The 18,498-nt window shown below is 64.1% G+C and carries 17 protein-coding genes; 5 read left to right on the forward strand and 12 right to left on the reverse strand.

Annotated elements, in window-relative coordinates:
• Window positions 1-135 precede the first annotated feature (135 nt).
• Window positions 136-432, forward strand: a complete 297-nt coding sequence (locus MUN23_RS03935; protein WP_056346782.1) for a hypothetical protein — start codon at window positions 136-138, stop codon at window positions 430-432.
• Between the two features lie 219 nt (window positions 433-651).
• Here the strand turns inward: MUN23_RS03935 and MUN23_RS03940 are convergent, their stop codons facing one another.
• The 3 genes from MUN23_RS03940 to MUN23_RS03950 all read right to left on the reverse strand — a co-directional run bounded on the left by MUN23_RS03940 (window position 652) and on the right by MUN23_RS03950 (window position 3,500).
• Entirely contained in the window at window positions 652-1,722 is a 1,071-nt protein-coding gene (locus tag MUN23_RS03940; protein ID WP_248762214.1) for an alkene reductase, read from the reverse strand.
• Between the two features lie 153 nt (window positions 1,723-1,875).
• Window positions 1,876-2,328 (reverse strand): PKD domain-containing protein, encoded by a 453-nt coding sequence (locus MUN23_RS03945; RefSeq protein WP_248762215.1) that lies wholly within the window; start codon window positions 2,326-2,328, stop codon window positions 1,876-1,878.
• A gap of 515 nt (window positions 2,329-2,843) precedes the next feature.
• The gene (locus MUN23_RS03950) at window positions 2,844-3,500 is read right to left on the reverse strand and encodes a DUF6318 family protein (protein ID WP_248762216.1); all 657 of its coding nucleotides are present in this window, start codon (window positions 3,498-3,500) and stop codon (window positions 2,844-2,846) included.
• A 233-nt stretch (window positions 3,501-3,733) separates the two neighbouring features.
• Between MUN23_RS03950 and MUN23_RS03955 the strand changes: the two genes are divergently transcribed.
• From MUN23_RS03955 to MUN23_RS03965, 3 genes are all read left to right on the forward strand, one after another.
• The gene (locus MUN23_RS03955) at window positions 3,734-4,168 is read left to right on the forward strand and encodes a pyridoxamine 5'-phosphate oxidase family protein (RefSeq protein ID WP_248762217.1); all 435 of its coding nucleotides are present in this window, start codon (window positions 3,734-3,736) and stop codon (window positions 4,166-4,168) included.
• A 19-nt stretch (window positions 4,169-4,187) separates the two neighbouring features.
• The gene (locus tag MUN23_RS03960; RefSeq protein WP_248762218.1) at window positions 4,188-4,616 is read left to right on the forward strand and encodes a very short patch repair endonuclease; all 429 of its coding nucleotides are present in this window, start codon (window positions 4,188-4,190) and stop codon (window positions 4,614-4,616) included.
• A 249-nt stretch (window positions 4,617-4,865) separates the two neighbouring features.
• Window positions 4,866-5,276 carry an Hpt domain-containing protein gene (locus tag MUN23_RS03965; RefSeq protein ID WP_248762220.1) on the forward strand — a complete coding sequence of 137 codons (411 nt, stop codon included), beginning with the start codon at window positions 4,866-4,868 and terminating at the stop codon, window positions 5,274-5,276.
• On the opposite strand, the gene MUN23_RS03970 is transcribed toward MUN23_RS03965, so the two are convergent.
• A complete protein-coding gene (locus tag MUN23_RS03970) occupies window positions 5,249-6,019 on the reverse strand; it encodes a response regulator transcription factor (RefSeq protein WP_248762222.1) in 771 nt (256 codons plus the stop codon). The two genes, MUN23_RS03965 and MUN23_RS03970, sit on opposite strands and share 28 nt — an antisense overlap.
• Before the next feature lie 100 nt (window positions 6,020-6,119).
• Between MUN23_RS03970 and MUN23_RS03975 the strand changes: the two genes are divergently transcribed.
• Window positions 6,120-7,775 (forward strand): cell wall metabolism sensor histidine kinase WalK, encoded by a 1,656-nt coding sequence (locus MUN23_RS03975; protein WP_248762223.1) that lies wholly within the window; start codon window positions 6,120-6,122, stop codon window positions 7,773-7,775.
• Here the strand turns inward: MUN23_RS03975 and MUN23_RS03980 are convergent.
• The 8 genes from MUN23_RS03980 to MUN23_RS04015 all read right to left on the reverse strand — a co-directional run bounded on the left by MUN23_RS03980 (window position 7,772) and on the right by MUN23_RS04015 (window position 18,432).
• The gene (locus MUN23_RS03980) at window positions 7,772-8,974 is read right to left on the reverse strand and encodes an McrC family protein (RefSeq protein WP_248763983.1); all 1,203 of its coding nucleotides are present in this window, start codon (window positions 8,972-8,974) and stop codon (window positions 7,772-7,774) included. The genes MUN23_RS03975 and MUN23_RS03980 overlap by 4 nt on opposite strands.
• A 121-nt stretch (window positions 8,975-9,095) precedes the next feature.
• A complete protein-coding gene (locus tag MUN23_RS03985) occupies window positions 9,096-11,342 on the reverse strand; it encodes an McrB family protein (protein ID WP_248762224.1) in 2,247 nt (748 codons plus the stop codon).
• 69 nt (window positions 11,343-11,411) lie between these two features.
• On the reverse strand, window positions 11,412-11,663 hold the full coding sequence (locus MUN23_RS03990; protein ID WP_141139620.1) for a PLDc N-terminal domain-containing protein: 252 nt from the start codon (window positions 11,661-11,663) through the stop codon (window positions 11,412-11,414).
• Window positions 11,664-11,794: 131 nt separating this feature from the next.
• Window positions 11,795-12,211: a thioesterase family protein gene (locus tag MUN23_RS03995; protein WP_248762225.1), complete on the reverse strand. Its 417-nt coding sequence runs from the start codon at window positions 12,209-12,211 to the stop codon at window positions 11,795-11,797.
• 47 nt (window positions 12,212-12,258) lie between these two features.
• Window positions 12,259-14,343, reverse strand: coding sequence for an ABC transporter ATP-binding protein (locus MUN23_RS04000; RefSeq protein WP_371875975.1), 2,085 nt, complete (start codon window positions 14,341-14,343; stop codon window positions 12,259-12,261).
• Complete coding sequence (locus MUN23_RS04005; protein WP_248762226.1) at window positions 14,340-16,073, reverse strand: ABC transporter ATP-binding protein; 1,734 nt, start codon at window positions 16,071-16,073, stop codon at window positions 14,340-14,342. The genes MUN23_RS04000 and MUN23_RS04005 overlap by 4 nt, the downstream gene beginning before the upstream one ends.
• 231 nt (window positions 16,074-16,304) lie before the next feature.
• Window positions 16,305-17,924: an MFS transporter gene (locus tag MUN23_RS04010; RefSeq protein ID WP_248762227.1), complete on the reverse strand. Its 1,620-nt coding sequence runs from the start codon at window positions 17,922-17,924 to the stop codon at window positions 16,305-16,307.
• A 1-nt stretch (window position 17,925) separates the two neighbouring features.
• Window positions 17,926-18,432: a MarR family winged helix-turn-helix transcriptional regulator gene (locus MUN23_RS04015; RefSeq protein WP_248762228.1), complete on the reverse strand. Its 507-nt coding sequence runs from the start codon at window positions 18,430-18,432 to the stop codon at window positions 17,926-17,928.
• Window positions 18,433-18,498 lie beyond the last annotated feature (66 nt).

Raw genomic sequence — 18,498 nt, forward strand, 5'->3', positions numbered from 1 at the left:
GAACATTTTGCCCTACGGGCCTGGTGGTCTCCAGCGCCGCCCGGCCGGGCAGCTGGCCGGGTATTCCGCTCCGGGCCGTGAAGTGCTGTAGTTGATATGCCGTCACAGGCAATCACTTCGAGGAAGAGGGCCACCATGCGTGAACTGCTCATCGTCTTTCAGGAAGGATTCGACGAGGCCAACATCACCGTCATGGTCAACGGCAAGGAGGTCCGCCGCGACATGGGCGTGTCCACCAACCCGCTGCTGGGAGAAGCCTACGAAACGTCCGTGGAGCTGCCCGCGAAAGGGGCGCAGGTGGGAGTGGAAGTCACCAACCGCGGCCTGAAAGCCATTACCAAAGTCAGCGGAAAGCCCAAAAGCCTGCTCGTCTCCATCGAGGACGACAAGCTGGTGATGCGCGAAGGAACGGGCCGGGAAGCATATCTTTAGCTTTTCCCTAGCAATAATCCATTCACTGGAGTATTCTGGTGTCTACCGCTCAGCACTTGTGAACCTGGGCGGGCCAACGTTGAAAGATGAGCCAAAACAGCCGTCGGATGGCTAATTGGCGCGCGCTGCCGGGACAGCACACCGAGCAGCCAACGACGGCGGCACCCAAGCCGGGTGCCGCCGTCGTCGTTAATCTCTGGCCGAGGCCAGCATTGACCGCTAAGCCGAATACGCGGGGTAGTCCGTGTAGCCTATGGAGCCGTCTGCATAAAAGGTGGACGGGTCCGGTTCGTTCAGCGGAAGGCTTTCCTTCCAGCGGCGTGCGAGGTCCGGGTTGGCAATGGCGGGGCGCCCCACCACCACCGCATCTGCATGGCCGTCGGCCACCAAGGCGGTTGCTTCCTCCCGAGTGGTCATAGTGCCGAAGCCGGTGTTCACCAGGAACGTGCCGTTGAAGCGCGCCCGGAGATCCTGGACCAGCTCACTCGTGGGCTCGTGGTGCAGGATGCTGACGTAGGCGAGGTTGAGCGGGGCAATGCTGTCCACCAGCACCTCGTAGGTGGCGCGGACATCGGCCGCATCCGTTTCGGCGATGCCCTGGACGCTGTGCTCCGGCGAGATGCGGATGCCCACGCGGCTCGAACCCACCGCGGCCACCGCGGCGTTGACCGTTTCGATCACAAAGCGGGCCCGGTTCTCCGGCGAGCCGCCGTAGCTGTCGTCGCGGACATTGGAGTTCGGGGCAAGGAATTCGTGGAGAAGGTAGCCGTTGGCCGAGTGCAGCTCCACGCCGTCGAATCCCGCTTCAATGGCGTTGATCGAGCCGGTGACGATTTCCTGCATGACGACGGGCAGTTCGCCGATGGTCAGTGCGTGCGGGACGGGATACGGCTGCTTGCCGGACTGGGTGCGGACCTCGCCCTCGATGGCGACGGCGCTCGGACCAACGATGGTATGGCCGCCGGTGATGTCCGCATGGGAAACCCGTCCGCCGTGCATGATCTGGGCGAAGATCCGGCCGCCTTCAGCGTGCACCGCGTCGGTGACCTTCTTCCAGGCGGCAATCTGCTCCGCGGTGACGAGACCGGGCTGACCCGGGTAGGAGCGTCCAGCGGGGCTGGGGTAGATGCCTTCGCTGACGATGAGTCCCAGGGACGCGCGCTGCCGGTAGTGCTCCACAACCAAAGGACCCGGAACACCGTCCTCGCCTGAGCGGAGACGGGTCAGGGGCGCCATTACCAGGCGGTTGGGAAGTTCAAGCTCGCCAAGAGTCAAGGGGGAAAACAGCATGCGCAGTTCCTTTCGAGGTGAATTGGTACTGCTGTGCCCAACTGCGCGGCGCGTGCAAGTATTCCGCTTGAGGCGGGGATCACTCTCTGCGGCGGTGGCTCGGCTTGGGTTCCAGGCGTTGCCTGCCCTCATATACGCGTCGTCTGATGCTTCCTACCGGGACGATGCCACGCCGGGGCAACCTTGTCCCTGCGGGTTCTGGTTGCAGTCGTCGGCGTAGTTCCGGGTGATGGACCGCCAGACGCTGATGGACTGAGGCGGCGCGCTGAACTGGCCCTGGGCCGGTATGGGCAGCGGCGGCCCGCTGTTCACGGAATACGTGCCTTGAAAGGACGTAGTGAGGACAACCTGGAAATCGCCTGTGTCTGCGTAGACGTGACTCGTTCGGGTCTTTTCACCCCAGCGATCCTGTGGCAGCGGCCCGCCCATGGAAGGTTGTGGGCCGAAGACAGTTCCGTCGCCGTAATTCCAGGTGTACTGAACCGGCGTCGCGACAACATGCACCTGCTGCCCCAGCATCGTCACGTCAAACTGTTGCTCGGACGCGTCTGCGTAGAAATTGGTTTCGGCCCCGCGGAGCGTGTTGGGGCTGGGCTGCGCGACCACCGCTCCCGCGTTGATAGGCAGGCTCTCGAACTGCCGCTGTATCTGGGCGGCTATGCGCGGAAGGAGGTCCTCGGGCCGAGCATCGTAGAGACAAGTTGGCCCCGAATGGATTGCCCAGACGGCTCCAGGAACGCCTCTCGGCATGGAATACCAGATGACCGGGATTCCGTCTTCGCCGTCCGGTCCGTTCGTGCACTCAACCTGATCACGTAAGCACACAGAATCGAAGTCGCCCCCGCCAAGGTGGCACTGGAGTTCGTACTTGTAGTTGTTGGGATCCAAAATTGGTGCCCCGGGCTCCGGCCTGGAGAAGTTTCCGCTTGCCGGATCCAAAACCCAGCCATCGAATTCCGCTGCATTGGACCCCCATTGCCCTTTGACGGGTGGCGGCTTTTCAGCGGCCGCGGGCGCGAAATCACTTGGACCGTCTGCTAGCGCTGCTGAGACTGAAGCGCTTGTCAAAAGGAACACCGCGAGTACACCCAGACCAATGCGACACCGTGAGAAGACCACTGTCAGCCAACGATCGGCTCGATGGTGTTCACAAACCATGATCCATTCTTGAAGACCACGAGCATAAGGCTTCCAGAGTCCGCCATTTTCGGATCTGAGCTATCCACAGAACCATCTACATTGTGGTAGGACACGGCTTCCTGAGAAACCTGCACTGCAACTTGGTAGTTACCATCAGCCGAAACGCGAAAATTTGTGGTGACGGCGGGTGTATTTACTCGGCCGCCCTCCAACCATCGGCCATCACTGTGCCACCCCTGCTGGACTTCCTTCGCTCGTTCACACATGGTGCAGTCGCTACTTGTGATCGCGGAAATCTGGGCTGTGTCGCCGGTTTCATAGCCATAGCTCAATAGTTGAAACCAGTACGCCGCGAACGCCTCGAGCCCCTCCTTCGTCTCCGTCTTGGCAACCTCAGGAAGCACCGGCACCGGGACGTTCTGAGCACGGCCGCTAGCCGAGGCGGGCACGTAGGCGGGAGTCGGCGTCGGGGCTGGCGTTGCGCTTGGGCTGGCCGTCGAAGTCGGAGACGCGGACGAGGTGCCCCCAGGATCGCCACCCGCGTTGCAACCGGTCAAAAGCAAAACAGAAGCGGCAACAGCAGCAACAAAGTGCAGGCGCGAAGGCCGCGAAGTAGTGGAAGTGATGTGCGATGTCATGGGCAGCTAATCCCCCGATAGTTTCAAGACGCCTCGCTCCGAACAATGACCTTAAGGGTAGCCCAGCACACATTTGAGCGATGAAAGTTATCCACAGCCACCCGCCCTCGGTTCTACCACCGCGAAGGACCAATAAAAAGTCACACGGATAATCGCCCTCCCAGCCCCTTGCGAACCGGATTCCCACGCGCAACCCCTAGAATTCTTCTACCGAACGTAGAAGAATAGGCTTCATGATGTTTACGCACGCCGATGGCAACCCCGTTCTGGAGCTCGACGACGAGCAATCCTGGAAACTCCTGGAAGCTACCCGCCACGGCCGGCTGGTGGTTTCCGTTGCCGGCGAACCGGATATATTCCCCGTCAACTACCTCACCTCGGACCGGAAAATCTACCTCCGCACCGCACCGGGCAACAAGCTCGCCCAGCTCACCATCAACTCCAGGGTGCTGCTTGAAACGGACGGCATCCTCTCGGACGAAGCCTGGTCCGTGGTGCTGCGGGGAACGGCGCGCGTCCTCACCAACTCAGCCGAACTCGCCGTCGTCGAAGAGCTCGGCCTGAAATCTTGGGTGCCGACGCTGAAGGATTTCTACGTGGAGATCGTGCCCACGTCCGTCAGCGGCCGCCATTTCGAGCTGGGCGACCAGCCGGAGCACGAAATCTAGGAGCCCGTAGGCTGGAATAATGGCGGATAGGCTCACTCCCGAGCAGCGCAGCTGGAACATGTCCCGCATCAGAGGCAAGAACACCAAGCCGGAACTGCTGGTGCGCCGCCTCCTCCATGCCAAAGGCTACCGCTACCGCTTGCACGGCACCGCCGGCAAAAGCCGCCTGCCCGGCCGCCCGGACCTGGTATTCGCCGGCCGGCGAAAGGTCATCTTCATCAACGGCTGCTTCTGGCACTTCCACGACTGCCGGGTAGGCCAGCACGCGCCCAAGGCGAATGCCGCCTTTTGGGAGGCCAAGCGCAAGCGCACCAAAGACCGCGACGCCGACCAGCGCCAGCAGTTAATGGCCGCCGGCTGGGAGGTGCTCACCGTGTGGGAGTGCGAGTTGAAGGACGGCTCCGCCCTCGAAGCCCACCTGGTGGAGTTCCTCGGCGCCAGCAAATAGCCCGGCAAGCCGGCGGCTGGCAAGAAACGCCAGCCGGAACTTGAGTCAAACTTGAGCCTTTGCCGCCTCCCGAATTGATCGGCGCCAGCAAAGATGAACTCCTATGAAAAACCCGCAGTCTCCTCAGGAATCCCGCAGTCCTTTTCCCGAACGGCTGCATCCCCAAGTAACAGATTTACTCTGAAAGTGGATACAAAACCAAGTCATATCCCGCTATGGGGGCGGCAGGCGCGAGCGGAAAGGACGGAAATGGCACCATCCGATGACGCAGGGCGCCCCTTGGTAGATCCCTCTGTACTTGACCGGCTGCGGGTCGAACTCGACGAGGACGAGGGCTATTGCAGCGTCTTCGTCGGGAACTTCATCGACTGCCTACCGGTCCGGATCGGCAAGCTGCGGCTGGCCTTGACTACCGGAGACCTGGATGGGGCCGTGGACGCGATCCTTAGCCTCAAGACATCGAGCCAGATGGTGGGCGCGGAACGGCTGGCGGGCCTGGCCATGGACCTTGAACGTTCAATCCGGGACGAGTCACCGAGTGCGGAACCTTCCGTTGCGCTGCCGCAGCTTGCCGTCAACTACCTCCGGCCCATCAACCTGTGCAGCCGCCAGACCCTGCACAGGCTCCAGGCTCAGCGCCCGCCAGGCGCCAACCGGTAGCCCACGCCGCGGACCGTCTGCAGCCAGCGCGGTTGCTGCGGTGAATCACCGAGTTTCTTCCGGAGGTTGCCCATGTGCACCTCCACGGAACGTTCGTCCGCCTCGCTGATGTAACTTCCGACGTCGTAATCCTCGTCCCGGAGCCGACGCACCAAATCCGATTTGGTCCGGACAGTCCGTCCCGCCTCGAGCAGGGCATACAGGAGTTCAAACTCGGTCCGAGTCAGGTTGAGCTCCTGGCCGTCCACGCTGACCGACCGTGAGGCGTAACTCAGCTCCAGTCCGTTGTGGCTGTAATGACCGTTTCCGCTGTCACTAACGGCGTCCGCCGGGCGATCAGAAACGGGAGCACTCTCCCCCGCGTCCGGAACCGACCGGGGCCGGCGCATCATCGCCGCTATCCGCGCGCGGAGTTCGCGGGGGCGGAAGGGCTTGGTGAGGTAGTCGTCTGCACCGGACTCGAGACCAATCAAAGTATCCAGTTCTTCAGCCCGTGCCGTGAGCATCACGATGTAAGCATCTGAAAACTCGCGGATCTGGCGGGAGACCTCAAACCCGTCAATATCCGGCAGCCCCAAATCAAGCGTTATAACGTCAGGATTCAAGATTCTCGCAGCCTTAACCCCTTCGGATCCGCTGCCCGCGACAGTGACATCAAACCCCGCCTGAGTCAGAACCGTGCGTACCAACTCGCGGATATCCTGATCATCCTCGATGACCAGACCCACTCGCGCTTCACTCATACCAGCCCCCTCCGCCAGCTTGACAACGTGAGAAGTATAGCCCGCTGCCGATATCCTGCTGGTATGCATTCCCCTATACTCCCACTTCAGGCCGCCGTTCATGAGTGAACCCGTAACGTGGGCCACGGGTCGCTTCAAGTTTTTCCGGCGGCCCTTCCATGAATACCGGCTGACGGACAGGGTTGTCCTCAGCCAGACGCCGCTGTTCGTCACCACCATCCTGACGGCATTGCTGATGTGGGCGTTTTTCCCGGGGACGATGGACAACCCACTCTTCGTGGCCTTCCTCGTTTCCCAGCTGGCCATCATGGCTCTGTGTTACTTCGTGCCGTGGGACCGCCTGCCCCACACCAGCTTCCTGGTCATTCCGCTCCTCGACTTTGTCTCCATCGCCCTAGGCAGGGAGGGCGGGCAAGAGGGCCTGACCGGCATCAGCCTGCTGGCGGTTTTCCCCGTCATCTGGCTGTGCGCCTCAGGCTATTATCCGCGGGCCTCCCTGTGGTTATCGTTCTTCGGGCCCTTGGCCATCATCTGGGTTCCGCTGCTGATTCGCGGGGATGTATCGGGCCCCAGCTTGGCCAAATCCCTACTCGTCCCCGTCATGATGCTGGGGATCGGAGTATCTGTCACCATGCTGACGCTCAGCCTGAGACGTCAGCAGCGGAACCTGGAGAAGAAGGACGAACAGCTCCAAGCCAGCCTGCTCAGCACAAAGCGGCAGGAAGCCTTGCTCAACTCCGTTCTTGAAACTGTGCACCTGGGCGTCCTCGCCGTCGACGCAGACGGACACGACATTCTGATGAACCGGAAGCAGCGCGCCAACCACGAACTGGCCCGCCCGAAGGACATCGACGATCCGAACGAGTCCCAACTGCTGGTCTTCGCCCCAGACCGTACCACCCCAGTCCCGGTGGCGGAGCGCCCCGTGCGGAGGGCCGTCCTCGGCGAAACATTCACCGACTACCTGGTCTGGCTGGGCGAAGGCAAGAAGCAGCGGGCTATCACCACCAGCGCCCGGGCCATGAAGGACCCGGACGGGACGTTCGCCGGCTCGGTGATTGTGTTCAGTGATGTGACAGACCTGGTGGATGCCCTGGCCGCCAAGGATGATTTCGTCTCCAGCGTGTCCCACGAATTCCGGACTCCCCTGACCTCCATCCTGGGCTACGTGGAACTTCTCCTGGAGGACGCTCCCGGCAACGACCAACTGGAACCGCTGAACATTATCAAGCGCAATTCAGAACGGCTCCTCACGTTGGTGTCCGACCTCCTCGCCACAAGGAACGGGCAACTGATCGTGACCCCCCACGCCGTGGACGTCGCTGAACTTGTGCGGGCCAGCGTGTCCGCCGCGATGCCCCGGGCTGATGCCTCCCGCGTGGCGCTGAAAGCCGATACACCAGCAAGGCTGGAGGCCCATGTGGACGGGCCCCGCATCTCCCAGGTGCTGGACAATCTGGTCTCCAACGCGATCAAATACTCGCCCGACGGCGGCAACGTCCTGGTGTCGTTGGAGCACGACGGCGGCCACGTCGCCTGCCGCGTCAGCGATACCGGCATGGGCATGAGCGCCGACGACCAGGCCCACGTGTTCGCCAAGTTCTTCCGGACCAGCAACGTCCGCCGGACATCTATTCCCGGCGTGGGCCTGGGCCTGCCCATCAGCAAGGCAATCGTGGAGGCCCACGGCGGAACCATCCAGGTGGAAAGCCAACTGGGCCAGGGCACCACCTTCACGTTCCGGGTGCCGGTTTAGCCTCCCGCGCGGGCAGTCCGGACCACTTCGCCCCAGGACTGCCGCGCCAGGTCGGCCACAGCTGCCAGAATGTCCGACGGCGGCTGCGACAGATCCAGCGGAAACTCAACAATGTCGATGTCAGTGTTAAGGATCCGCCGTAGTTTCATCTCGCCCGCGCCTGCATAGACCAGCCAGGCGGTGGGCACACCCAGGGCGGTGCAGTGGGCAAGCATTTGGTAGTGGTCGGCGGTCAGGGACGCCCCAAGGTCAGCGGCGGCCTTGTACTTCGCGTTGTAGGCCACCACGGGGCGTCCGCCCAGCAGGTGCACCGCATCCGGACTCACGGACAGCCTGTCGGAATCGTGGACAGCCTCGCTGAGGAGAGCGTTGTACTTCAGCCGCATCTCCCCCGGATACGCAGCCATCGCCTCGCGGAGCGCCGTGCCCACAAAATCCTCGAACACCTGGGCCATGTCCACCACAAACGACGCCGTCTGCTGCTTCCCCTCCCCAGCCTCTGCGGAGGCATTCCGCAGGATCAGCTCAGCCAGGCGCAGCACTGACTGGTAGCGGACGTTCATCCTGCTGGGGGTCCACGGCGGCAGGGGCGCGCCGGCTGGAAGGCGGGTGACGGCGTCGAGCTTTCCCTTCAGCTGACGCAGGCGGCTCAGCACCTCAGGCCGGACGCGCGGAACCTGTCCCATCCGCTCCAGCGCAGCCCGCAGGATCCGGTTTTCGGCGATGTCCTCAGTGAATTCGTCGTAGGACACTTCCAGCGGCACCAGCATGCCGGGGCGCCGTGAGATCTGGTCGGAAATCCGGATGCGGCCCTTGACCGTGCGGAGGGACTCGTCAACGGTGCGGTAGCCCTGCAAGACTCCGCGTCCAAGCGCCCGCTCCGCCATTTGGGCGAGGGATTCGGCCAGCGCGCTCCAGAGTTCGCGGTCCTCGGCAGCCGCCACGGAATCGGCCCGGAAGCCCTGATTACCGGCATAGCTGAGGAGGAACAGGAGCCGGCTCAGCCCCAGCCGGTCCTTGGGGCGCACATCGAGCTGCAGCGCGGCCGTGCGGACGGACCCCACCTTGCCCGCGGGCTCGATCCGGTACAAGCCCATGCCCATCGGCGACGCCTTGGCCAGCCCGCTGGCGTTCACGAAGGCCGCACTGGCGGCATCCAGGCGTTCCACGGTGCCTTTGGACAGCTCGTCGAGGACCAGATGGCGCGCGGCCGGTGCACGGCCGCGCTGGGCTGCTCCGCCGTGGGCCGCGCCCGGCGCGGCGCTGCCGTGCACCGCGCCGCCGTGGGCCGCGCCGCCGTGGGCCGGAGTGTGGGTTGGCTTAGCTGGTAACAAGGCGTCCCAGCAGCTGCTCCAGCCCGAACCGCTCCTCCAGCTGCACCCGGGTCAGCTGGCCGTGGTAGTGCTCCTCCAGCAGCGGCATCAGCTCGTACTTCCAGATCCGGCGCAGCCCGGCCGGCGTCTGGGCGGCCGTCTTCATAAAGTACGACGGGCCGATCATCAGGTCCCGGTCCCACTCGTCGATGGCGGTGTTCAGCGCATCGAGCAGCAGCGCCGGTGTGGTGTCCAGGTCCCGCACCTGCAGGAACCGCAGCAGCGACCCCTTCACAGGCTCCGTCTGCGGGTGCAGCTCGATGAACGCGAACCGGCGTCGGATGGCGGCATCCATCATGGCGATGGACCGGTCCGCGGTGTTCATAGTGCCGATGATGTACAGGTTGTCCGGCAGCGTAAACGGCTCGTTGGGGCTGTACTGCAGGTAGATCCGGTCATCGCGGTACTCCAGCAGGAAATAGAGCTCGCCGAACACCTTGGCCAGGTTGGCGCGGTTCATCTCGTCAATGATCAGGAAGTAGGGCTTCTTTTCGTTCCCGGGCTTGGCGGCTTCCTCGGCCAGCCGGCGCAGCGGCCCCGCCACGAGCTTGAAGGACACCTGGCCCTCGTCGGTCTTGTCCGGCCGGTAACCCTCGAAAAAGTCCTCATACGCGTACGACGGGTGGAACTGCACCAGCTTCACCCGCTCGTCCGTGCTGTCCTGGGCCAGCTCCGCCGCGAGATGCTTGGCCAGGTACGTCTTGCCCGTTCCGGGCGGCCCGTACAGGACCAGCTGGCGGTTCTCCTCCAGCAGTTCCGCGATCTCCTGCAGCGGCTCCAGGTCCATGTGCAGCGAATCCGCGAAGTCGCGGCTCAGCGGGCGGAAGCCTTCCTGCACAGGGGGCACGACGGCGGCCGGTGCGTCGGCGTCGTCGTCCTCCGGTTCCGCCTCGGCCGGCACTAGCGCCTGGAGCGCCTGCACCACCCTGGTCACGTCAACAACGATCCCCGAGGTGGCCAGCTGGCGCTGGACGTGGCGGGGCAGGTCCGCGGCGGCGTGGCCGTCGTCGTCCAGCCAGCGCACCTTGCGCCGCAGGCGGCGGTTGTCGTCGTTGTGCTCAGGCTCGCCCAGCACCACGCCCAGCCGCACGGTGCCGGCGTGCTGGAACAGAACCAGGTCGCCCGGCTTCATGACGGTCAGGAAGGCAAACACCGCCGTTTTGGTGTCCTCGCGCTCCACGTAGCCGAGGTGCTTGTAGTCCTCGTCCACGGCGTGCTGCACCAGCCCCGCGGTTACGCCGGGGTCCAGGTGGCGGAGATGTTCGACGTCGAGCGTCACCTTCTCCTCGTCCTGCCATGCGGTGAGGAGGTCGGCGTTGTCGCTGTGGGTACGCAGCAGCCACGCGCGTCGGCCGGGGTCCCCCACTTTGCGCCACTGGCTGACCAGCTGGCGGGCGTACCAGTCGATCCGCTGGCCAGCCTGTTCATCCAGGTGCAGGCGGATGCGGTTAATGTCCGCGGTGATTTCCTCGTCGGAATCGCCCTTGGCCCCGCCCACCAGCGAGGCGAAGGCGTCGCGGATTTCCTGCCGCTCCACGTCCGCCACTACGGGCTCGAAGTAGCTGGGCCAGGCCAGGTACTCGATGCTGCGGCGGATGGCGGGCTGGTCCGCCGGGGTGCCCGCGGCGAGCTCGTGGAACTTCAGCGGGTCCTTCAGCGCCTTGGCGATGGCCACCGGAACCTGCTGGTCCACATGCTGCACAAACCGGCAGAGCCACTTCAGGTGGTCCCAGATGGTCCAGTTGAATTCGGCGGTGCGGTCCCTGATCACGCCGTGGTCCGTCATGCCCTTGTAGAGTTCCTCGGGCAGCTCCAGCGGCGGCTCCAGCGCTGTCTCCAGCCAGGACGCGGCCTCCGCCACGCGGGCACGCTTGACCTTGAGCGACTTGACCTCGTGCGCCAGGGGCAGCGACTGCAGGAAAAGCAGCTCCACGGCCAGCTGCTTGGCCTCCCGGGAGGCGTCCTCGAGGTTCTGCCGGAGGTTGGTCATCATGGGCGCCTTGGCATCCGCGGCTCCCCGGTCCAGGCGCTCCAGCAGCTCCGCCGCAGCCTCCGCTGTCCAGGTCAGGGTCTTCCCGTCCAGGGCCGACGGCTTGCCCTGCAGGCCCGGTCCCAGCACAAACCAGGCCGCGTCCTCGATCTCCTTTGAGACACCGAGGGCGCGGTGCATGGCAGTCTTGGGATTTGGGGTCATGGGTTCAAATTTACAGGCTCAAACTGGATGCCTGCTCCGAAGACCCTGGGTGTGCAGATCCGAGGCCTGCTACTTAACTGCCCCGAGTCCGGCTCCTGGCCGCTTGCGGCCCAGAATGAAGTAGCCCATCGGCCCGATGAAATTGATCAGGGCGGCCACCCGCCAGGCTGCCTTTGGCCCGTTGATTTGCGCCGCCGGACGCTTGGAGATGTCACGCTGGGCGGCCAGCATCAGCGCCACCTGCCCTATCCCGATGACCACGAATCCCGCCCGTGCCGCCGGTGACATCTCTTTCCAGGTCTTTTTGTTTTTCTTGGCCATGGTCAACGCTCCTTAGTGGGTATTACCAGTTTCCGGTGTGCGCCGTGCGTGCGCAACGGATGTGCAGGCACGGCGCCGTACGGTTCAAAACGTGACCGGTTCAAAACGTGACCGGCTTAAGACGTGACGGTTCAAAGAGTGAACGGCGCGAGCCGCTCCTTCTGCTCCGGCGTCAGGCGCAGGACGCGGCCGGAAGCCTCATCCACAAACGCCAGATGGCTGCTGGCCCGGACGCACTCCTCCCGCGTGACCGGGTCCTGCACCACGTAGTGGATGTCGAAACTGGCGCCCTTCACCGCGCCGATCCACACCTGGACCACTGCCGGGACATTGCGGTATTCCAACGTCCTGACGTAGCGGATCTTGTGGTCCACCACCAGCGCCAGAGTTCCCTCCGGAACGTCGTTGAAGAGCGACACTTCCGGTTCGATGCCGGGCAGGCCGGCACCCCGGGGAGGCCCGAACGCTGCGATACGGGCCTCCTCAAGCATCCTGACAATCTGGACGTTGTTGATGTGCCCATAGGCGTCCATGTCGCCCCAGCGCATCGGGACCAGGACCTCGATGCGCCGGGCGGCTCCGGTTCCCAGCGCGCTCAGCTGTGGACCGCCGTCGAATCGTCCACAACGGATTCTTCAACGTCAGAGCCGGCGAACTGGGACATGTACAGCCGGTAGTAGGCACCCTCAGCCGCCAGCAGGGTCTTGTGGTTGCCCTGCTCCACGATCTTGCCGTTCTCCATCACCAGGATGGTGTCGGCGTCGCGGATCGTGGAGAGCCGGTGGGCGATCACAAAGCTGGTGCGGTCCGTCCGAAGCGCCGCCATGGCCTTCTGGACCAGCAGCTCGGTGCGTGTATCCACGGAGCTGGTGGCCTCATCCAGGATGAGCAGCGACGGATTGGCCACAAACGCGCGGGCGATGGTGATCAGCTGCTTTTCACCGGCGCTGACGTTGTTGCCTTCCTCATCGATCACGGTGTCGTAGCCCTCCGGCAGGGCGCGCACAAAGCGGTCCACGAAGGTGGCCTTGGCGGCTGCCATGACCTGCTCCTCGGTGGCGTCCAGGTTGCCGTACCGGATGTTGTCGTAAATGGACCCGCCAAACAGCCACGCGTCCTGGAGCACCATGCCCACCTTGGACCGCAGCTCGGACCGGCTCAGGTGCGTGACATCCACGCCGTCCAGGGTGATGGACCCCGAATTGAGCTCGTAGAAGCGCATCACGAGGTTCACCAGGGTGGTTTTGCCGGCCCCCGTGGGACCAACAATTGCCACGGTGTGCCCCGGTTCCGCCGTGAAGGACAGGTTTTCGATCAGCGGCCTGTCCTCGGAGTAGCTGAACGTGACGTCCTTGAACTCCACATGCCCGTCGGTCTTGGCCGGCAGGTGCTCGGTGGCGGTCTCGGAGTCCTGCTCATCGGCGTCGAGGAATTCAAAGACCCGCTCCGAGGACGCCACGCCGGACTGCAGCATGTTGGCCATGCCGGCCATCTGGCCCAGCGGCTGCGTGAACTCGCGCGAGTACTGGATGAAGGCGGTGGCGTCGCCCAGGGACATCGAGCCCGAGGCCACCCGGAGGCCACCCACGACGGCGATGCCCACATAGCTGAGGTAGGAAACGAACTGCATGACCGGGAAGATCATGCCGGAGACGAACTGGGCTCCGAAGCTGGCCTTGTAGAGGGCCTCGTTCCGCTCTTCGAAGCGTTCCAGCATGTCAGCGTCACGGCCGAAGACCCGCACCAGATCGTGCCCGGAGAAGGATTCCTCGATCTGGCCGTTCAGCTCACCCGTGTTCTTCCATTGGGCGGCGAAGAGCTTCTGGCTGCGCGAACCGATCAGGCCGGCAGCCACGCCGGACAGCGGCAGCGCAACGAGGGCGATAAGAGCGAGCTGCCAGGAGACGATGAACATCATGATGACGATGCCGATCACTGTAAGCAGCGAGCTGATCAGCTGTGCGAACGCCTGCTGCAGCGCCTGCTGGACGTTGTCGACGTCGTTCGTCACCCGGGAGAGGACGTCGCCGCGCTGGCGGGTGTCGAAGTAGTTCAGCGGGAGCCGGTTCAGCTTCTTTTCGGTGTCGTCCCGGAGCCGGCGGATCACCTTCATCACGATGCGGTTCAGCACGTAGCCCTGCAGCCACAGGAAGATGTTGGCCACAAAGTACATCAGCAGCACGATGGCGATCAGGACTGAGAGTTTCTGGAAGTTGATCCCGGTGCCGGGCACCAGCTCCATCCGCGACACCATGTCCGCGAAGTTATCCTGCCCCTGCTGGCGCAGGCCTTCCACGAACTCGTCCTTGCTGGCGCCGGCGGGCAGTTGCTTGCCAACGACGCCGCCGAAGATGACGTCCATGGCCTGGCCCAGGATCTTGGGGGCGATGACGTTCAGGACCACCGAGACCACCACCAGGGCCACCACGGCGTAGATGCCCACAGCCTCAGGCTTCAGGAGCCCCAGCAGGCGCTTCGCCGAGGGCCAGAAGTGCTCGGCCTTCTTGGCGGGCATGCCGCCGAACATGTCGCCGTCGGCCTCGGAGGGCTTGTATTCCTCCTCGAAGAAATCGTCGTCCTCCAGGAGGTCTTCCGGAGTTACGGAATCCGGGTTCGTTGCGGTGGTCGAGCCTGTCGTTTCGGTGGTCGAGCCTGTCGAGACCTTCTTGGCGGCGCTCATGCCAGTTCCTCCACGCTCAGCTGGGATTCAACAATTTCCTGGTAGGTGGGTGAGGTTTCCAGGAGCTCCTCATGCGTTCCGCGGTCCACGATCCGGCCGTTGTCCAGGACCAGGATCTGGTCTGCATCGGTGATGGTGGAGATCCGTTGGGCCACGATGATGACCGTGGCGTCGGCGGTGGTCTGTTTCAGCGCGGCGCGGAGCCTGGCATCGGTTGCGACGTCCAGCGCCGAGAACGAATCGTCAAAGAGGTAGACCTTGGGTTTGGTGATCAACGCGCGGGCGATGCAGAGCCGCTGCCGCTGGCCGCCGGAGACGTTGGTGCCGCCCTGCGCGATGCGGGCGTTCAGTCCGTTCTTCTTGTCGCGGACAAAGCCCTCGCCCTGGGCGATCTGCAGCGCGTCCCAGAGTTCCTGGTCCGTGGCCTCGGTCTTGCCGAAGCGCAGGTTGTGCTCGATGGTGCCCGAGAAGAGGTACGGCCGCTGCGGGACCAGGGCCACGCGCTTGGTGATCTCGGCACGGTCCAGGTTGCTGACGGAGACGCCGTCCAGGAGGACTTCGCCCTCGGCGATGTCGTACAGGCGCGGCAGCAGGGCCAGCAGCGAGGTTTTGCCTGCACCGGTGGAACCGATGATGGCAACGGTCTCGCCCGGTTTGGCGGTGAAGCTGATGTTGCTCAGCACCGGCGTCTCGGCACCGGGGTAGGCGAAGGTGACGTTCCGGTATTCCACTACCCCGGCCAGCGTGGCGGGCGTCTCAGGACGTTCGGGATCGTGGATGGAGGGTTCGACGTCGAGCACTTCACCGATGCGGTCCGCGCAGACGGAGGCGCGCGGGATCATCATGGCCATAAACGTGCCCATCATGACGGCGATCAGGATCTGGAGCAGGTACTGCAGGAAGGCGGTCAGGGCGCCCACCTGCATTTCGCCCGAATCCACGCGCTGGCCGCCGAACCACAGCACCGCGGCCGTGGACAGGTGCAGGATCATGCCGATGGCCGGGAACATCAGGACAAACAGGGCCCCGATTTTCAGGGAGACGTCGGTCAGGTCCTTGTTGGCCACGCCGAAACGCTCGGTTTCATAGGGTTCGCGGACAAAGGCGCGGACTACGCGGATGCCGATGATCTGCTCGCGAAGGACGGCGTTGATGCGGTCGATCTTCTTCTGCATGGAACGGAACAGGGGCATCAGCCGGACCACCAGGTAGCCCACCACCACGATCAGCACGGGCACGGAGACCCAGACCAGCCAGGACAGGCTGATGTCCTCGCGCAGCGCCATGATGATGCCGCCGATGCACATGATGGGGGTGGCCACCATGAAGTTCAGTCCCATCAGCACGAGCATCTGGACCTGCTGGACGTCGTTGGTGCCGCGGGTGATGAGGGTGGGGGCGCCGAACGTGTTCACGTCCTTGGCGGAGAAACTGGTGACCTTGCGGAACACCCCGCGGCGCAGATCGCGGCCCACGGCCATGGCCGTTTTGGAGCCGTAGTAGACGCCGGCGATGGCGGTGCCCACTTGGACAATGGCCACCAGCAGCATCACGGACCCGGTCCGCCAAATGAAATCCGTATCCCCGCGGGAAACGCCTTCGTCGATGATCTGGGCGTTGAGGCTGGGAAGGTAGAGCGCTGCGATGGTGGACGCCAGTTGGAACACAACGACGGCCACGATGTATGGCATGTACGGTTTGGAGTAGCGCCGTATGAGGGTGAGGAGCATGCCCGTGAATCCTTAGGAAGAGAGCGCGAAATGATGAGGATAAGTAGTAACAGACGGGGCTGACATTTCTCAGCCTACCCACTCTACGAAATCCGTTGCCCGGGCGAAACATCTACGGTAAATATCATCCGATCGGCGTACTCCTCCACACGTTCCTCCACCACTCACCTGCGCGAACGGACACTTGCGGCCCCGGATCCGTGGGGCCTTAAGTGTCCGTTCGCGCTCAGGTCAGCGGCCGGCGGAGGCGAGTTCCGGCGTCGTGCTTTCAGCGTTGGCGTTTGCCTCGGCGCCGGTCCCCGCCCCCGGTTCGGTCTCCGGCTGGATGTCAACGGTGCGCCGCAGCGGGCGTTCCTTGATGAACAGGACCGAGATCAGGGCTACCACCGCAACGCCGGCGGAGATCAGGAAGACCTCGGCGGTGGCGTCGCCGTAAGCGGCGCGCATGATCTCGCGGACCGGTGCGGGCATGTCAACGAGGTCCATGCTGGCTCCGGCCGACCCGCCCGCCACTGGGATACCGGCCGCAGCCAGGCCCTGCGTGGCGAGTTCGCTGACCCGGCTGCTGAGGACGGCGCCGAGCACGGACACACCGATCGCGCCGCCCACTGAACGGAAGAAGGCCACAGACGCGCTGGCTGAGCCGATATCTGACGCCCGGACTGTGTTCTGCACCGCCAGGACCAGGTTCTGCATCAGCATGCCGAGGCCCACGCCCAGGATGGCCGTGAAGATCCCGGCCTGCCACAGTTCGGTGGTGTGGTCCATGGTGCCGGCCAGGCCGAGGCCGCCGATCAGCAGGATGGACCCGCCGATCAGGTAACCCTTCCACTTGCCGGTGCTGCTGATGAGCAGACCGGAAACGACCGAACCGGTCAGGTTGCCGGCGATCATCGGCAGCGTCAGGAGCCCGGCTTCGGTAGGCGTGGCGCCGCGGGCCACCTGGAAGTACTGGCCCAGGAACGTGGTTGAACCGAACATCGCGATGCCCACCGCCACTGAAGCGATGATGGCCAACGCGGTGGTGCGTTCGGAGATGATCTTCAGCGGGATGATGGGCTGCTCCACCTTGGACTCCACCAGCACCAGCAGGGCCAACAGCACCACGCCGCCGCCCACCATGGCGGCCGACTGCCAGGAAACCCAGTCGTAGTAGGCGGGGTTGCCGGCGAAGGAAACCCAGATCAGGAGCAGGCTGACGCCGGAGGTCAGCAGGATGGAGCCAAGCCAGTCGATCTTGACGTGGCGCTTGATGTGCTCGATTTTCAGAGTGATCTGGAGCAGGATAAGGGCGACGACGGCGAGCGGCACGCAGACGAAGAAGGTCCAGCGCCAACCCAGCGGGCTGTCCACGATGAATCCGCCCAGCAGCGGGCCGCCGGCAGTGCCTACCGCCATCACGGCGCCCATGTAGCCGGAGTATTTGCCGCGGTCCCGGGGCGGGATCATGGTGCCGATGATGGCCTGCGCCAACGCGGTGAGCCCGCCCATGGCCACGCCCTGGATAACGCGGGCGGTGAGCAGCAGCGGGATGGTCTCGGAGAGTCCGGCCATAACGGAGCCAGCCACGAAGATGACGATGCTCAGCTGGACCAGCAGCTTCTTGTTGAAGAGGTCGGACAGCTTGCCCCAGATGGGGGTGGTGACGGCGTTGGCCAGCAGGGCGGCGGTGATCACCCAGGCGAAATCGGTCTGGGTGCCGTGCAGATCGGACATGATGGTGGGCAACGCGTTGGCCACGATGGTGCTGCTGAGGATGGCGGTGAAGAACGCCGCGAGGAGCCCGGTCAGGGCTTCCATGATCTGGCGGTGGGTCATCGCCAAGGGCGGTGCGGCGGGTTGGCTCGACATATCAGTGCTCCTGGAGGTTCTGGGGTGCGGTGGCTGATGCCGCGGTTGAATGTGCCGGGAGTGCATGTGCCCGGGCTGAATGCTTGAGGGACTCCGAGAGTTTTGTCAGGATCCGTGCCGTGTCTTCGGCATCCTCCTGGCTCCAATCGCTGAGGTACTCCTGCAGCGTGGCCGTGCGGCTTTCCCCGATCTCGCGGAGCTTGTCCACGCCGGACGGCGAGAGGGCAACCAGCTGGGCGCGGCCGTCGTCGGGATCCTGCCGCCGGATGACGAAACCCTGCTCCTCAAGGTCCGCGATATGGCGGCTGAGGACGGGGGCGCTGACACCGAGCCGCTCCGCCAGCTGGGTGGCGCGAGATTCCCCCTCCCCCACGAACCTGAGCACGCCCTGCAGCGCAACCCCGGTGTCCTGTCCGCGGAAGCTCGCGGCGGCGACGCATCGGACCACCCGTTGGAGGTCGAAGATGCGGTAGACAAGGTCCGCTGCGGTGTCCGGGGCGACTGCCATGGTTGAGCTCTCCTCTTTTGTTTGCCTAAGGCAACTATATCCCTAAATGGTTGCTTTGGGAAACTA

Source organism: Pseudarthrobacter sp. SSS035 (assembly GCF_023273875.1).
Lineage (GTDB): Bacteria > Actinomycetota > Actinomycetes > Actinomycetales > Micrococcaceae > Arthrobacter.

What these genes read in the sequence shown, in the direction of transcription:
- MUN23_RS03935 (WP_056346782.1), top strand. Translation starts at nt 136, where the DNA reads ATGCGTGAACTGCTCATCGTCTTTCAGGAAGGATTCGACGAGGCCAAC.
- MUN23_RS03940 (WP_248762214.1), bottom strand. Translation starts at nt 1,722, where the DNA reads ATGCTGTTTTCCCCCTTGACTCTTGGCGAGCTTGAACTTCCCAACCGC.
- MUN23_RS03950 (WP_248762216.1), bottom strand. Translation starts at nt 3,500, where the DNA reads ATGACATCGCACATCACTTCCACTACTTCGCGGCCTTCGCGCCTGCAC.
- MUN23_RS03955 (WP_248762217.1), top strand. Translation starts at nt 3,734, where the DNA reads ATGATGTTTACGCACGCCGATGGCAACCCCGTTCTGGAGCTCGACGAC.
- MUN23_RS03960 (WP_248762218.1), top strand. Translation starts at nt 4,188, where the DNA reads ATGGCGGATAGGCTCACTCCCGAGCAGCGCAGCTGGAACATGTCCCGC.
- MUN23_RS03965 (WP_248762220.1), top strand. Translation starts at nt 4,866, where the DNA reads ATGGCACCATCCGATGACGCAGGGCGCCCCTTGGTAGATCCCTCTGTA.
- MUN23_RS03970 (WP_248762222.1), bottom strand. Translation starts at nt 6,019, where the DNA reads ATGAGTGAAGCGCGAGTGGGTCTGGTCATCGAGGATGATCAGGATATC.
- MUN23_RS03975 (WP_248762223.1), top strand. Translation starts at nt 6,120, where the DNA reads ATGAGTGAACCCGTAACGTGGGCCACGGGTCGCTTCAAGTTTTTCCGG.
- MUN23_RS03985 (WP_248762224.1), bottom strand. Translation starts at nt 11,342, where the DNA reads ATGACCCCAAATCCCAAGACTGCCATGCACCGCGCCCTCGGTGTCTCA.
- MUN23_RS03990 (WP_141139620.1), bottom strand. Translation starts at nt 11,663, where the DNA reads ATGGCCAAGAAAAACAAAAAGACCTGGAAAGAGATGTCACCGGCGGCA.
- MUN23_RS03995 (WP_248762225.1), bottom strand. Translation starts at nt 12,211, where the DNA reads ATGCGCTGGGGCGACATGGACGCCTATGGGCACATCAACAACGTCCAG.
- MUN23_RS04000 (WP_371875975.1), bottom strand. Translation starts at nt 14,343, where the DNA reads ATGAGCGCCGCCAAGAAGGTCTCGACAGGCTCGACCACCGAAACGACA.
- MUN23_RS04005 (WP_248762226.1), bottom strand. Translation starts at nt 16,073, where the DNA reads ATGCTCCTCACCCTCATACGGCGCTACTCCAAACCGTACATGCCATAC.
- MUN23_RS04010 (WP_248762227.1), bottom strand. Translation starts at nt 17,924, where the DNA reads ATGTCGAGCCAACCCGCCGCACCGCCCTTGGCGATGACCCACCGCCAG.
- MUN23_RS04015 (WP_248762228.1), bottom strand. Translation starts at nt 18,432, where the DNA reads ATGGCAGTCGCCCCGGACACCGCAGCGGACCTTGTCTACCGCATCTTC.